The sequence below is a fragment of the Pseudomonas sp. KH_024_B2 genome, assembly GCF_057839965.1.
In genome coordinates this window covers 3,316,928-3,332,865 of the sequence record NZ_CM174502.1, presented here as the reverse complement: position 1 = coordinate 3,332,865, position 15,938 = coordinate 3,316,928, and the positions used below count along the sequence as shown (strand labels likewise).

At 58.1% G+C, this 15,938-nt stretch carries 6 protein-coding genes; all 6 read right to left on the bottom strand.

What is annotated here, in order from left to right:
• Positions 1–2 precede the first annotated feature (2 nt).
• From AC3I0A_RS15490 to AC3I0A_RS15465, 6 genes are read right to left on the bottom strand one after another with little or no spacing between them, the layout of a single operon-like run.
• Positions 3–1,811, bottom strand: a complete 1,809-nt coding sequence (locus AC3I0A_RS15490; protein ID WP_489372847.1) for an amino acid adenylation domain-containing protein — start codon at positions 1,809–1,811, stop codon at positions 3–5.
• Positions 1,812–1,855: 44 nt separating this feature from the next.
• Positions 1,856–2,881 (bottom strand): TauD/TfdA family dioxygenase, encoded by a 1,026-nt coding sequence (locus AC3I0A_RS15485; protein ID WP_489372845.1) that lies wholly within the window; start codon positions 2,879–2,881, stop codon positions 1,856–1,858.
• Positions 2,878–4,188: an MFS transporter gene (locus tag AC3I0A_RS15480; RefSeq protein WP_489372843.1), complete on the bottom strand. Its 1,311-nt coding sequence runs from the start codon at positions 4,186–4,188 to the stop codon at positions 2,878–2,880. The genes AC3I0A_RS15485 and AC3I0A_RS15480 overlap by 4 nt, the downstream gene beginning before the upstream one ends.
• An 11-nt stretch (positions 4,189–4,199) precedes the next feature.
• A complete protein-coding gene (locus AC3I0A_RS15475) occupies positions 4,200–10,478 on the bottom strand; it encodes an amino acid adenylation domain-containing protein (protein WP_489372841.1) in 6,279 nt (2,092 codons plus the stop codon).
• Positions 10,475–11,584, bottom strand: coding sequence for a thioesterase domain-containing protein (locus tag AC3I0A_RS15470; RefSeq protein WP_489372840.1), 1,110 nt, complete (start codon positions 11,582–11,584; stop codon positions 10,475–10,477). Before AC3I0A_RS15470 ends, AC3I0A_RS15475 begins: the two co-directional genes overlap by 4 nt.
• Positions 11,539–15,780 (bottom strand): condensation domain-containing protein, encoded by a 4,242-nt coding sequence (locus AC3I0A_RS15465; RefSeq protein ID WP_489372838.1) that lies wholly within the window; start codon positions 15,778–15,780, stop codon positions 11,539–11,541. Before AC3I0A_RS15465 ends, AC3I0A_RS15470 begins: the two co-directional genes overlap by 46 nt.
• Between the last annotated feature and the right edge of the window lie 158 nt (positions 15,781–15,938).

Genomic DNA, 15,938 nt, shown 5'->3' with positions numbered 1-15,938 from the left:
TTTTATGCGGTTTTGGATTGACGTTGTTGGTGAATCAAGTCAGCTAATCTGTTGACGGTGACGCCCTCACTCAATGCATCGGGCCGAACCTGGGTGTCGAAAATCAGGTTGATGGTCTGAAGCATTTTGATGAGGGTGAAAGAGGTTCCACCTTGATCAAAAAACTCGTCGTCATCAGAGAAATCCCCGTTCTTCAGAAGCAGCACCCATACATTTCGCACCAATACGTGAGCTGATTCTTTGGACGATGTTTGCGAGTTCTGCTCGGGTTGATGCACGTACGCGTTGATGTCCAGTTTTCCGTTTGCTGTCATAAGAAACTCCGTTCCAAGAAAGTATCGGGATGGGCACATATGTGCTGGCAATGACGACTCTGTTAAGGCTTTCAGTCGCCTGAGGGTTTGAGCGCTTGAGTGCAGTGCGGCTTGCGACACCACGACACAGGCGATCAAGCGTCGGTCATCGCTGGCAAAATCGGCAGCGCTGACCACGCAATCGATGACATCAGGATCGTTACGCAACAGGCTTTCGATTTCGCCGGGCTCTATTCGAAAACCTCTGATTTTCAATTGCTTGTCGGCTCGGCCCAGGCAGGCATATTCGCCATTGTTCAGTTGCATGCCGATATCGCCAGAGTCGTACCAGCGGCGCATGACTCCATTGGCGTCAGGTGCCTGGTAGAAGCGCTCGGCGGTGAGCGACTCGCGCCCCAGGTAGCCCGCGCTGACCCCGTCGCCGCCGATATGCATGACTCCAGCGGTACCGGCAGGCAACTCGTGACCGCTGGCCGATACCACGCGAATTTGCAGGTCGCTGAGGGGAGTACCTATCGGGCTGTTGTCACTTTGCTCAAGGTCTGCCAGAGAAAGGCGTTTATGCGTCACATGCACTGTCGTTTCAGTGATGCCGTACATGTTGACGAGAGCCGGGCGATCCAGGCCGAAGCGTGATGCCCAGGGACGCAGGGCGGCGCCGTCCAGTTTCTCTCCGCCGAAAATGACGTAACGCAGGCTCTTGCTGACGCCATGCGCCCCAAGTACGGGGATGAGATTGCGGAAGGCCGACGGGGTCTGGTTGAGCACGCTGACGGCCTGTTCTGTGAGCAGTTGCGCAAATCGCAGCGGGTCCTTGGCCGTCTCCACCGGAACGATCACATGACGACCGCCGTGCAGCAGTGCTCCCCAGATCTCCCAGACCGAAAAATCAAAGGACGGCGAGTGGAATCCACACCAGACGTCGCTTGCAGAGAAGTCGAAAAAACCATTTGTGCTGTGAAACAGTCGTAATACGTTATGGTGCGTGACCATCACACCCTTGGGCTTACCCGTTGAACCCGAGGTGTAGATTACATAGGCCACGCGCCCAGTGACCGAAGGGGCCGGTCTGCGCCCGGTGGAGCGCTCGATGGGGAGAATCCGAGGGCTTTTTTGCCCGGGCTCATTACTGTCCCTGATCAACGCAACGGCTTGTGAATCGTTGAGGATAAATTTCCGTCGCTCCACTGGATAACGTGGATCTACAGGGATGTAGGCCGCGCCAGCCATCAGCGTTGCCAACATCGCGCAAATCATATCCGCGCCACGCTCCAGCGACAGCGCAACGAAGTCTCCGGCGACGATGCCCGCGTTGACGAGTTGCTCGGATAACGTCCAGGCGTGATCGCAAAGTGTTGCGTAGGCCATATCCTGACCCCGATCAGAGACGGCGATGGCATCGGGGGTCAGTGCCGCGATACGAGTAAACAGTCCCTCAATTGATACCGGCGATGTATCGTCGGTGGGTGTCGCACGCTTATCGGCTGATGTATGCATAGTGTCTCCGTACACTGACTTGCCTGGGGTGTAAGCAGATTTCCTTAGTGGCGGGATGAGCCACCCAATGTGCTGATGTCATCGCTCATGCCGACCAGCACCCGACGGGGGCCGGTATATGGCTCTCGGCCATGGGCAAAGCGCATGTTGTCCAGCACCAGCACGTCGCCTGTTTGCCATTGGAATACCCGTGTCTCTGCGGCATAGGCCGCACGTATCGCTTCCAGGGTTTCCGGCTCGAAAGGCTGGCCATCGCCATAACATGTGTCGTAGGGAAGGGCCTGGGCGCCGACTTGCGCGAACAGTTCGTTGCGAATCTGATCGGACATGCTTGCCGGGTTGAAAAACAGGCCGTGGTTGAACCAGAGCCGCTGGCCTGTTAGCGGGTGGCGATGAATCGCCTCGCGCTCATAGGTCACACATAGGCCGTTAGCTGTCCATTGGGTGCTCATGCCGGCATCCGCGCAGTAGGCTTCGAGGGCTTGCCGGGTATCAACGCCGAATACTTTTTGCCAGCTGAACCCCAGTCCCTCTCCGAAGCGGCGAATGTAGCGGATCTTGCGTTGCTCGAATTCAGACAAGATTGTGTCGCTGATCCGCTCCAGTACCCGTTGGCAATCGGCAATCGGTGTCCCCCCGCGGGTATGTGCCGGGGTTTCACAAAAGAATGCGATGGTCATCGGCCAAGCCACACAATGCGAATTCTCGTTGTGCAGCGGAATGCTTTGGTCGGCTGGGTACTCGGTCGAGGTGAAGACGTCGCCATGCACATGTGTGCGTGGTGTGGCAGGTTCCCGATAATGTGCCGAGGTCTTGGCCAGTCGTTGAATGAAGGTGGAGAACATGGCTGCCCCTTCTACCCGGAACGATCGCAGCAAAACGCAACCTTGCTGAGCGAGCAACTGCCTTACCTGCTCCAGGCGCTCGTTACGCAGATCATCCAGTGAAACTCCTGAAATGCGAGGTCTCAGGGTACAGGGAGGTTCGTTTGCTTCAGTACTGAACGAGATAAGAGTCTGGAGTGCATCGATAGACGATATTCCGTTTCTTTGTCGGCGAATGGTGTTCATCTTTGCTCCGGGTCTGGAAGGCTGGAAGGGACGTCGTGACTGACCTGCTGGATGTCCAGGACAGGTGCTGACAGTGATGAGCGCCATAGCACAGCGGTGCAAAGCACGTTGAAGGCAATGGCCACACTCAGTGCGCCAAAAGTGCCCAGGCTGTGAGCTGCATAGCCACCGAACACTGAACCCAGAGGCAAGCCGACCCAGGTCGTTACACGAAATGCAGCCATCGTGCGGCCTAGAAAAGGGCGTGGGATTGAGGCTTGGCGAATACTCACGGAGCTGACTTGTGAGGTGGCCACCACTGCTCCGAAGATGAAGAAAACCATGGCGGCAATGGCGGTCAGGGTCTCGAAACGCGAGGTATGCATGAACAGCAGTAGCGCGAGACTGGTTACCGCTGCCAGCGACTTTGCCGCAAGAATGGTGCGCCCCACACCCAGGCGGGCGACCATCCAGGTTGAACTCAGGCTGCCCAGGAGAAAGCCCGCGCCATTTGCTGAAAAGGCCACTGAGATGGTCAATTCTGGACGATGCCCCAGGACTGCGACGCCGCTGACAAAGATGGGCAGCAACATGCCGTAGAACAGGTTCCAGGTTAAGGAGTTGAAAACCACCGCCCGCATCAGAGCCGACTGTGTCAATGACCGGAAACCGGAAAGCCTGGAGCCTTGAACCTGTACCGATTTCGCGGGGGCTGCTCCGGCTTTCAATCTTGACCGTGAGCGTGCTGCGGTAATGCATGTGATCAGGGACACTGCAGACAGTAAGCACAAGACGCTGGCCACTCCTACAGGCCCGGTGATGGCCAAAGCGCTGCCGGCCAGGATTGGGCCGCCTATTTCGGCGAGCGACTGGCAGATGGCTTGAATCTTGTTGGCCCATGGCAACTGTTCGGACTCGACCAGGGTCGGTGTGACAGCCAGCAATGACACATCGAATAACATGCCATGCAGGCCAACCAGAAACACCACGGCAAACAAGGCCAGGATAGCGCCCGACAGGTCGTATCTACGGCATAGATAAACGCCTATGGAGAAAATCACCAATAGACCCGCCTGCGACAGGCCCAGGGTCATGAGCGGACCCAGGCGATCGACCCAGCCGCCGATCAGCAACCCAAGAAGCACCAAGGGCAGGGTTTCGGTCGCCACCAGAAACCCCAGCGTTCTCGGATCGGTATGCATGATGGACACGGCGATCAGAGGTACCGAAGTCTGCCAGACTTCCTTGACGACCAGTGTGCTGAGCGTAGCGATGGCTATCCACGCGAATTGCCTGGTCATCCGGGCCGGGAAAATAGGTAAAGACATGAAGGCTCCGGTTAAGTGTTAAGGGTCTGGTCACTGTGATGAGGTTGGCCTGAGTCATCTGGAGGCACCGGGCCTCCTTCGAGCAGACTGTCTGGAGACGTCGCCCAGCGATCAAGCATCGCTGTGAATGAGGTACAGAGCATTTCAATGGAGGTGTCCAGGTACAGGCTGGTGCTGTAGCGACAAAGCCCCAAGGTATGTGGGCCGCGTCGAGTCACATGCAGGGAGAGGTCGAACGGGCTGGTGGCGCTATCGATATCCATGCGGTCCACGGTGAGGCTTTGCCAGTGCGGCATCTCCTGCGACTCATGATGCAGAGCGAACAAGGTCTGAAATAGCAGGTTGCGGTTGGCGTCACGCTTGGGGCGCACCGCTTCTACTATCTGGTCGAACTCAAGGTCGACGGGCTGATCAATGACCTCCATGACCTGATCATGGATCTGGCTAACCAGCTGCTGCCAGGTCAGACCGGATGTCAATACAAAGCGTAGAGGGACGTTGCTGACAAAAAAACCTATCAGGCTGTCGCTACCGGAGGCTCTGCGCCCCGCCAGGTCTGTTCCGATCACCACATCCTGGCGTCCCGAGAGTCGAGCGAGTGTGGCGGCGAAGGCCGAGAGCATCAGGGAAAACAGGGTGACCTTCTGCTCCCGGGCGATTTTCTCCAGTTGCCGCATCAGCGGCTGCGGGAGGTCGAATGCATATTCGGCGCCGGCAAAACTCTGCACTGCCGGACGTGGGAAGTCGGTGGGCAGGCCAAAGACCTTCGGCGCATTGCCCAGCTTTTCGCGCCAGAAGCGCTGCTGGCGTTCGAACACCCCCTGTTCGGCCAGTTGCGCGCGTTTCCATTGGGCGTAATCGATATATTGGTAGGGCAGTGCGGGTAGTGAGGGCATACGGGCATTGCACAGGTCGCTGTACAGCAGCGCCAGCTCCTTCAACAGCACGGATTGTGACCAGCCGTCGAATACGATGTGATGAACCACCAGCAGCAATACGTAGTGTTCGGCGCCGAGCTTGACCAGCGTGGCGCGGATCAGGGCGTCCTCGCTCAGATCAAAAGGTTGGCGCGCCCGCTGGGTCAGCAGCTCATCCAGCGCATCGGCCTGTCCGGCAGTGGACAGGTCAATGTGTTCGAAGGGAAGGGTGGCCGAGGAGCGCAGACTGATCTGTGGCTCACCTTCATCGTTGATGAAGTTGGCGCGCAGGATTTCGTGGCGCTGCACGATCTCTTCCAGGGCCGCCTGCAGCGCGGGCTGTTGTAGCGGTCCGGACAGTCGCAGGGCCAGGGGAATGTTGTAGACCGGGTTGCCCGGGACCAGCTGGTCCAGTACCCACAAGCGGTTCTGGGTCATGGACAGCGGCAGCAGTTCTTCACGAGGCAAACGCGGGATTTCCACGGCCTGGAGCGATTGGCCCTGAGGCTGTTGAGTGAAGAACTCGGCTTGCCTGGCGATGGTGGGGCGGTCGAAAAACTGTCTCAGGTTAATGTGCAAGGCGTCTTCACGCAGCCTGGCAATCAAGCGCATGGCCAACAGGGAGTGACCGCCGAGGTCGAAGAAGTTGTCTTCCACGCTCAGGTGCTCGACCTCGAGCACTTCAGCCCAAGCTTGAGCCAATTGCGTTTGCAGGCCGTCAGCGGGCAGGGCTCCGCGGCCGCCTGTTGCGACTTGTGGTTGCGGCAGTGCGCGTCTGTCGATTTTGCCGTTGGGGGTCAGAGGCCACTGGTCGAGCCCGACAATCGCGGTGGGGATCATGTACTCGGGCAGTTCGTGCCTGAGGGCTTCGCGCAGAGCAGTGCCGTCCTCGGTGATGGGGGCGGGCATCACGTAGGCGATCAGGCGGGTCTCTGTGGCGTGAGGATCCACCAGAACCAGTGCATCCACCACACCGTTCTGCCGTCTGAGGGCATGGGCGATCTCTCCAAGCTCGACCCGGAAGCCCCGGACCTTGACCTGGTCATCCATCCGTCCGAGGAACTCCAGGTCACCGTTGAGACGCCATCGCACCAGATCCCCCGTCCGGTAAAGCAGGGTGTTGTCGAGAAGCGGGTTGGAAACGAATTTCTCGTGGGTCAACTCCTCTTGTCCGATATAACCCAGCGCGACACCCTGTCCACCAATCCAGAGCTCACCGGGCACACCACGCAGGCACGGTCTGCCACGGGTGTTGACGACATGCAGTGAGGTGTTTTGAATAGGCTGCCCCAGCGGTAACACCGCGCCCTTCAGATGGCTCTCATGGATCAATAGAGAGGTCGACCAGATGGTCGTTTCGGTGGGGCCATACACGTTGCGCAGTTGCTTGACCCGGGCATGCAACTGGCGGGCGAGCTCGATGGACATGGCCTCGCCACCGCAGAGTGCACGCAACGAGGACGCACCGTTCCAGCCGTCACGCAACAGCATCAGCCAGGTCGCTGGCGTCGCCTGCATAATGCTGATGCCCTGAGTCTGAAGGGTGTGGGCGAGCAGTTGTGGATCCCCAGGTGCACCTTCACCCAGCAATACGACGGTTGCCCCCTGGCTCAGAGGTAACCAGATCTCCAGCCCCGCAATATCAAACGTCAAGGGGGTGATCGCGAGGACGACATCCTTCTGCGTCACAGAGAGTTCCTGCGCGAAAGAGTCCACGAGATTGGCCAAGGCCAGATGAGGCACGGCGACGCCTTTAGGTGTTCCTGTTGTCCCGGACGTGAACAGAACATAGGCCGCAGCGTGCATCGTTGTGCAGACACCTGGGGCTTGGGCTTCGATGTTCCCCAGCGCGGCCACATCCACTACTTCGGGTATTCCCTGCACTTGCAACAACTGCTGATAACGTTGGCCGCTCGAGAGGATGAGTGTCGGCGCGGCGGCGTCGATCAGGGTGTGAAACCGATTGACTGGCACCAGATCGGGCAGGGGAGAGTAGGCTGCTCCAGCCTTGTGGATCCCCAGCAGGCCAACGATGAACCAGCGATTACGCTCAAGCGCGACACCGACCGTATTGCCCATGCCTACGCCTTTCTTGATCAAGGCCGCAGCGACACGATCGCTAAGCACCTCCAGCAGCCCATAGGACAACTCACCGTCGATGCATCGCATCGCTGTTCGATCTGGGCAGCCCTGTGAAACCTGTGCGATGCGCTGGGCAATGGTCGAGGCTTGCACACGACGTTCTTGACCACGCAGTAATGGAGATTGGCCTTGATAACACGCTTTGTCGGCACCCAGGACCACACTGACGTCGGCTTCGGCATTGTCGATCAAATGCTCAAGCACAGACTGAAAGTGCTCGGCTATCGCTTGCGCGAATTCGTCGGTGTAGATCCTTCGGTCATATTCCAAACGCAATCGCCAGCAGTCATCAGCCGTATAGATGTCCCCCGATAACGGGTACTTCGCGAAAGTGCTCTCCAGGTGCAGTGGATGGTTGGAGGCCCCCTCAAACTGGAGATGAGCTTCGTGCTCTGTGTCGAAGGCCAGGAGTGTCTGAAACGTATTGGCGCTGATGGACTGCTTCGAGCCTGCGGCGTTTTCTACTACCTTCTGAAAGGGCGCTGACATATGTGCGATCGATTGCTTGAGCGCCTCGAGACTTTGTCTGTGGGCCTCTTCCAGGGTGCCTGAGCGGATCAACGGTATTTGGCAGGGAAGGGTCTCGATAAAGCAGCCGGGCATATTCGCGTGTGGACCTTGGCGGCGAGATACCGGCACTCCGATGTATGCGGTATCGCAGGCGGGCGCATAGGCCGCAAGGGTTAGTGCATAGGCCGTCAGGAAGAGCGAATAGGGAGTGCTTGACCAGCGTGCGGCGGTATCTAGAATTGCGCCGAGCGCTTCACCGGACCATCTGAGGTTAATCGAGCCGCAGGTTTCAGCATCGCTGAACGCCACGACATCTGATTCGATCAGCAAGGACTCTCGGGTACCGCGCAAACGCTCAGTCCAGAACAACTGATCATCCGGATGGATAAAAGCGTTGTCTAGTTCGTTGCATCGGGCGAAATAATCTTCAGTACTGTAGTACGCAGCCTCAATCGGTTGCTGCCGTAATATGCTGCTGTAGAACCTCGACAGATCTTTCAGAACAAGGTCCAGGCCCGGGCCATCGATGATCGCGTGATGAACCTTGAGGACCACAATGTGACGGTCATCAGCCTCATGCAGCACCAGCGCCTGAAAGGGTGCTTCCTGCTGAATGTCGATCCCTTCGCCGATGAATCGAACCACTGCCTGGGGTAGCTGTTCCGGGGTGTGCATCGTCAGGGATTGGTCGGCACTGAGAGGGTGTTCGGATATCTCGATCTCCGCGATGTCGCGCAGGCGTTGAACAATGTCTGAATCATCCAATACAAGGTTGGTGCGCAGTGCTGGATGGTTCTCGACCAGCGCGTCAATGGCCCGGGAGAATGCGGCTGAAGAGAAAGCTCCGATGAGTCGGCATCCAATCGTGATGACATACCCGGCAGATGTTTCAAGACTTTGATCATGTAACCAGATCTGGCGCTGGCCCGGTGTCGCGATGTCAACCTGATGTCCGGGGCGGGGGCTGACCCCAAGCTCTAGAGAAGGGGATATGGCTAACAGACTGCTCAGTGTTTCGAACGTCGGGGCGCTGAGAAACTTCGACATCTCCAGTCGCTTCTTCCAGCGAGTCTGAATGGCGGCCGCCAGGCGCAAAAGCTCAAGAGAGTCCCCGCCCAAGGCAAAGAAGTCGGCCAGGGATGCACAACGTTCAAGCTTCAGGCTTTCGCACCAGAGTGCCTGCAGACCACCATTGTCTCGAGCCACATCGGTGGCGCCCTGGGAGGCATCATGCTGCGGCTCCCAGCGTGGCAGGGACTTGCGGTCCGGCTTTCCAGAATGGGTAGTCGGCAGGCGATCCAGCAGGACGATACCTTCCGGCATCATGTAATCGGGGAGCGCCAATCCCAAGGCCTTGCGTACCTGTTCAGCGCACAGGCCGGGCTGCGCGGCAATGACATAGGCGACCAGTTGGGAGCGATCTGTCGCAGCCTGTGCGACTACCACCGCTTGTGCGACAACGGGAAGGTTGTTCAGGGTGTCTTCTATCTGATCCAGGGAGACTCGAAAGCCTCGAACCTTGACTTGTCGATCAATGCGGCCGGTAACCAGCAGTTGTCCGTGTTCATCAAGACGTCCCAAGTCACCTGTCAGCAGAATCCACCCGGGAGCGATATGGGTCAGATGGCGGAAACGCTCCGCGCTGACTTCAGGTGCGTTGAGGTAGCCAGCAGCGACACATGCCCCGCCCAGACATATCTGTCCCTCTTCGCCGGGAGCAACCTCCCGAAGGTCTTTATCCACGATATGGATCGAGGAGTGGTCGAAAACGCGCCCGACAGGCACCACCCCTTCAGCGGGATCATTCACGATGCTTTTTGTATCAAAGCTCGTGGCATCGGCGCAGCTTTCAGTCAAACCGTATTGATTGAACAGAATGGCGTCCGGGCAGGCCGCATAGAACTGGCGTACCAGGTTTCTATCCAGAGGTTCACCACTCACGATCCAGGTCTGCAGTCTTGGCAGCAGCTGGCTCAGTTGCGGACAGCTCTCTATGAATACGCGCAGCATCGACGGCACCAGGCAGATCCTTGTGACGGCGTGCTCTCGCAACTGATCGAGCTGATCCACGAAGTCCAGGGTGTGCGTCTCAGGCAGGACCAGGACTGGAGCACCGACCGAGAGAGGGCCGAAGATCTCCCAGAAAGAATCTACGACTGTGAGCGCGGTGTACGCGACGCAGACGTCATCGGCGGCAATCGGCTGGTGCTGCAGCAATGCATCGCAACGTGCCAGACACGCGCTGTGCGTGCCTAACACACCTTTGGGTTTACCCGTGGAGCCCGAGGTATACAGGACCCAGGCAACGGGGTTATCAGCCTTGAAAGGTCGTGCTTGAGGTGCATGAAGTGGCGGAACGTGCCGGGGCGGATGCAGCACCGGAAGCGGGCCGGCCACATCGCCGATGCAGACCTTTGCCTGAATATCGTCGAGGATCGACTGCGTCAGCTGCTCGGGAAACCTACGGTTTAATGGAACATAAGCGGCACCGATTTTCAGTACAGCCAGGATGGCGACGACCGCATCGATGCCTTTGGGGACTGCGATAGGTACAAAGTCTGCAGGTTGAACGCCATGTTGCAGCAGCTGCACGGCGAGTAGCTCGGAAAGCTGATCGAGTTGGCTGAAGCTCAGGCGCTGACCCGGTCCAATCAGTGCAAGCGCATTGGGGGTTCGTATCGCCTGGGTTTCAAACAGACCATGCAGGGTCCTCGGATTCATGGGTGTACCCCTATTGCCGACGGTCGTTCGATAAGGTTTGGGTGATCGAGATAGGCCCCAGCCACAGAGGCAATCTGTGCGGCGATGTTCTCGTCCAGTAGTGAGTAATGATCACCGGGAAGGTCGACGGTTTCGAGGTTCTCCAGCATGCGGCGCCAGTTCGGCACGGTATCGTTGGCAGGCCCCGGAAGGAGCAGCGCCGAGACAGGCGCGGCAGCGCATTCATAAGCCATCATGGCCTGCAGGTTGGCGAGATATGCCTGGTACATGCGCTCGATGAACTCAAGGGTTTGCGGGTTGCTGTCGACGGCGTGGGCACCAAATATGCTGGATGCCAATGCTTGCAACGCCAGTGGGCGATGGGTGCCGAGAGGTATGTCATGGGGCAGACCGAATTGCGATAGCAGGTCGTCAATGAACGCTGAGAGGATCGCCTCTTCGGAGGGCTGCGAGCGTTTTTCTGGGCGGACGAAACAGTCGATAAGCACGAGTCCGCGACTTGGGGCTGTGCCGAGCTGGCGCATCATTTCGAAGGCAACCAGGCCGCCATACGACCAACCCACCAGATGAAAGTCGCTGGTACCCAGCTCGGCGACCACCGTGTCGATGTACAGACTGGCCAACAGATCGATGGTTTCCGGTACGGGATTGCCAATCAGGGCGGGAGATTGCAACGCGTAGCAGGCGCGGTTGGCGGATAGATGACGGGCCAGCTTTGCGTACGAAAAGATCATTCCGCCAATGGCGGGTACAAAGACCACAGGCTTGAGCCGTCCGCGCTTGCTCATCCTGATCAACAAGCGGTCGCCATTGGCCGCAGTGGGCTGCGAGGCGTTGGCCACCAGCTCACGAATGGTCGGATATTGAATGAAGGTGCTCAGCGACACGATCCAGCCAAGTCTCAGCTTTATTTGTTCAATGACTGAAAGCGCCAACAGCGAATGGCCTCCCAGAGCAAAGAAATTGTCATCGGGTTCTACTGCCTTCAGATTCAGTGCTTGTGCCCAGATCTCGGCGAGGGAGTACTCGACTGCACTCATGGTGTGTTCTTGCACGTTATTCATTTCAGAATCCCTTCGATCGGTTGTGCCGGTGACACTGCGCACGATTGCTCATGGCTGGATATCCAGTCAGCGAGCTGCTGGCTGAAGCTGCTGGCAAAACGCTCTATGGTATTTGGCGCAAATAGCTGAACGTCGTACTCAAAGCGAAATTGCGCGCCGTCGGGGTGGCCGATGAAGGATCCCATCAGTCCATACTTCGCCACGTTGAGCGTGACGTCATAGGCTTCGAAATGAAGCTCTTCGCTGATCACTGCCGCAGCGTCCATGTATGAGAACGTGAACATGACGTCTGTTACGGCGCTGTGGTTGGCCCCGGCGAGCCCCAGTGTCCGGACCACCAGGTCAAAAGGCAGATCGCCGTTATCGAACGCTTCCTGCGCGGTCTGATGGGCCGTATTTACCTGATCGGCGATCGTGCTTGCAGGATCAACCGCAAGTGAGATCAATACGGTGTTGACGAAAAAGCCGATCAGGTCCCCGGAGTCCGGATAGCGACCTGCGTGAGGAACCGCAACCACCACATCCTGGCGTCCCGAGAGTCGAGCGAGTGTGGCGGCGAAGGCCGAGAGCGTCAGGGAGAACAGGGTGACCTTCTGCTCCTGGGCGATCTTCTCCAGTTGCTGCACCAGCGGCTGCGGGAGGTCGAATACATATTCGGCGCCGGCAAAACTCTGTACCGCCGGGCGCGGGAAGTCGGTGGGCAGGCCAAAGACTTTCGGTGCACTGCCCAGCTTTTCGCGCCAGAAGCGCTGCTGGCGTTCGTACACCCCCTGTTCGGCCAGTTGCGCGCGTTTCCATTGGGCGTAATCGATATATTGGTAGGGCAGCGGGGGCAGTGAGGGCGCACGGGCATTGCACAGGTCGCTGTACAGCTGGGCCAACTCCTTCAGCAGCACGGACTGTGACCAGCCGTCGAATACGATGTGATGAACCACCAGCAGCAATACTTGTTCGGCGCCGAGCTTGACCAACGTGGCGCGGATCAGGGAATCCTCGCTCAGATCGAAAGGTTGGCGCGCCCGCTGGGTCAGCAACTGATCCAGTGCGTTGGCCTGTCCGGCAGTGGACAGGTCAATGTGTTCGAAGGGAAGGATGGCCGAGGAGCGCAGACTGATTTGTGGTTCACCTTCATCGTTGATGAAGTTGGCGCGCAGGATCTCGTGGCGCTGCACGATCTCTTCCAGGGCGGCCTGCAGGGCGGGCTGTTGCAGCGGCCCGGACAGTCGCAGGGCCAGGGGAATGTTGTAGACCGGGTTGCCTGGTGCCAGTTGGTCCAGTACCCACAAGCGGTTCTGGGTCATGGACAGCGGTAGCAGTTCTTCACGGGGCAGGCGCGGGACTTCCACGGCCTGGAGCGATTGGCCCTGAGGCTGCTGAGTGAAGAACTCGGCTTGCCTGGCGATGGTGGGGCGATCGAAAAACTGTCTCAGGTTTATGTGCAAGGCATTTTCACGCAGCCTGGCAATCAAACGCATGGCCAACAGGGAGTGGCCGCCGAGGTCGAAGAAATTGTCTTCCACGCTTAGATGCTCGACCTCGATCACTTCGGCCCAGGCCTGGGCCAATTGGGTCTGCAGACCCTCGGCGGGCAGGGCGCCGCGGCCGCCTGTTGCGGCTTGTGGTTGTCGCAGTGCGCGCCTGTCGATCTTGCCGTTGGGGGTCAGGGGCCACTGATCGAGTCCGACAATCGCGGCGGGGATCATGTACTCGGGCAGTTCGTGCCTGAGGGCTTCGCGCAGAGCAGTGCCGCCCCCGGTGATGGGGGCGGGCATCACGTAGGCGATCAGGCGGGTCTCCGTGGCGTGAGGATCCGCCAGTACCAGTGCATCCACCACACCGTTCTGCCGTCTGAGGGCATGGGCGACCTCTCCGAGCTCGATCCGGAAGCCGCGGACCTTGACTTGGTCATCCATCCGCCCGAGGAACTCATAGCAGCCGTCCGGCAGCCTGCGTGCCCGGTCGCCCGTCAAATAGACCCGGGTTTTACCCGGCTGGCCCAGATCCAGCCAGCGAAAGCTTTCCTGAGTCAGCGCAGCGTTATCTTTGTAGCCGTTCGCCAATGGCCTGCCGGCCACACATAACTGTCCAGCTGCCCCCCACGGTACCGGTTGGAACGCGTCATCCACAATGAACAGTCGTGCCCCTGCTGCTGGTGCGCCAAGGGGAGCATAGGAGGAGGTGAAATGGCCTTCTCCCTGCCAGAAAGCAACGTTGATTGTGGTTTCGGTCGGCCCATAGAAAACGCAAAAGGGCAGTGGGTTGAACTCTAGGAATGCCTGCAAAAGGCCTGTCGAGAGGGCTTCTCCACCACTCATGAAGCGTTTAATGCAAGAGGGTAGTACTACCCCCAGATGAACAAATTCCGATATTAATGAAGGTACAAGGCGAACATGACTGATCTGCTCCTTTGCACACAGGGACGCCAGTGCACGAGGATCCAGCCAGTTGGATTGCTGTTCGGGGAGTACCACCGTAGCCCCCTGCAGCAGGGGCCAGAATGTTTCACGCAGGAATACATCGAAGGTCGGGGCAGTGCTGACCAAAATACGATCGGCAGGTGCAAGTGGGAAGGCTTGCGTCATCCACGAGAAAAAGTTTCCCAGAGCGGCTTGGCTGACTTCCACTCCTTTGGGAGTGCCTGTAGATCCCGATGTATACAACACATAGGCGGGATGACTGGCATCCACGGGAGCAATGGGCAGAGGTGCTTTTGTGACGAACTCACCAATGCCAATCGCTTTTGCTCCAGAGGTCTGCAGCTCGGCCAACAATGGACCTTCAGTGACCAGGATCAGCGAGGCGGCCAGATCGTTCAGAATCGCCTGGCGTCGCTGAGCTGGCGCCTCTGGATCGATGACGGCAAATGGAATGCCCAGCAGAATGCAGGAACAAAGGGTGCCGATAAGTTCTATCGAGGCCGTGTCGATAAGGACCACTGCGTGATTCTTGTCTGCTCCCAGTTCCAATAGGCGCCAGCCTGCGGCGTTCACGAAACTGTGCAGCTGATCGTAGGTTAGTGCTTGTCGGCCCAACTTTATCGCCAGGCTGTTTCCGCCCCGGCGCAAAGCGCTGCTCAGCAGCGTGCGAAGGTCGGGGCCATATGCTCCACCAAGGCTTTCTTGCTGATGCATAGGCAATGAAAAGCACTCCGCCGCCGGGCTCAGCCATTCATGTAACTGGGCACAGATCATCTGGCCAAGGCCGGTCAGCGCGGCCTCGCTCGTGGTTGCTGGATGTCCGCTTAGAATCAGGGCTCCATGCGCAGAGGCCATTGCATCCGTGGCAAAGGAAATGACAGTTTCTGCACGCGTCGCGGGAGCTGCATGCAGGGTGAGTTGAAAATCCGGATGGTCTGCGGAGGTGTTCCCCAGTCCGCATTCGAAAACCAGGTTCATGGTGTTCGGGGATTGAGGTTGCTCGGCGCACGTTTCAAAGGGGGTTTCCATGAAATGTGCCGTGCGACCCAATACGTCATCGAGTGCTTGTTCCTCTGCATTCCATACACCCCCCAGGCGCTGACGTATGGCATAAGGACCACAGGCTCCGCTGAGTTCGGTTTCTGAACGCCCTTCGGTGAGAATCGTAAACGCGGCCCCCTCCGTCGAATGAAGTTGCATCCAGACTCTCTGTGCGGCCGCGAGCAGTACAGACTCTTTCGACACCACGAGCCGCGAACAAAGCCTGGACATCTGCTCCATTATTGCCGCATCGATATCGACGACCGCGGAGCAGAAATTACTTTGCCTCTCTCGCTTCTCCTGAAATCCACACAGCTGCAAGCCAGTGCTCGTGAAATTAGCTGAGCCCGGTGTTACCAGAGGTTGCTCCAGCTCTCGTTCGTTCAAGTAATCGACGACTTCAACAAACTGCAGCGGCGACTCTTGTGTCTCTGCTTGTCCCAGAATCCTTTGGTGGTATTGGTGTGCAAAGTCCTTGGCAAATATCCGCAGGGTCGGCAAATCGCCAAAGACCGGCGATAAGAGTATGGCGAGACAGGATTCACCCGCTTCGGTAAGGCCGTTGGCGACCAGCAGAGCATGTTCGCAACCGCCTTCCCGCCAACGCTGTTCAAGCGAGTCGAAGACATTTTTCAGGGGGGCCGGAGTGTCAGCCTGTAGGCCAAGGGAAGGGCTGTCGGAGATCGCAAGAACTTCCTGGAATGGGGTACTGGAAAAACTGGGATAAGTGATCTTTGAGCGCAGAACTTCATGCCGGGAAATTACGTCATAAAATGCCATGGACAACGCCACAGAGTCAGATTGCGAGGGCCATTTGATACTTGCCAAGTAGGGCGATATTCCGTATTGGCTACCGAGTGCGAAATGGACAGCTTTGAGTCGTCGAGACTGTTCCAGAGTAACCGGATACACGACATCGGAAGTCTTATCCATCACAT